At 60.0% G+C, this 410-nt stretch carries 1 protein-coding gene; it reads left to right on the top strand.

The features are described 5' to 3' along the window. Window positions 1-17: 17 nt before the first annotated feature. Window positions 18-410: glycosyltransferase (locus tag AB4Z23_RS28770; RefSeq protein ID WP_441361349.1), on the top strand; the 393-nt coding region annotated here is incomplete at its 3' end.

Genomic DNA, 410 nt, shown 5'->3' with positions numbered 1-410 from the left:
GCTTCGAGGGGCTTGGCATGACGATGATCGAGGCAATGGCCGGCGGCTGCGTCCCGGTCGTGTCTCATATCCGCGGCGTGACGGACACGATTGTCGAGCCGGGCCGAAACGGCTTCCTGTTCCCGATCGGCAATTATACGGCAGCGGCCAATGCGATCGCGCGCTTGCATGCCGATCGCGACCTTCTCGAGCGGATGTCGATCGCGGGAAAGGAAATGGTCCTGAACCGCTTCAGCATCGAACGGATGGCCGCACGCTACAACGAAGTCATCACTATGACACTGAACGACCGTCCTGGCCTGTCAACAGTGCTCAGGATGGAGGACTGGTCTATTCCCGCCGGTTTGAGGCCGGGCCTTCGAACCTATCTGCCGTTGCCCTTGAAAAACTGGCTTCGCGTCGTTCGTGAA

Source organism: Agrobacterium sp. MCAB5, assembly GCF_052114365.1.
GTDB lineage: Bacteria > Pseudomonadota > Alphaproteobacteria > Rhizobiales > Rhizobiaceae > Agrobacterium > Agrobacterium tumefaciens.
Note: the sequence above shows the minus strand (reverse complement) of the source record. Positions and strands in the feature narration are given on the sequence as shown.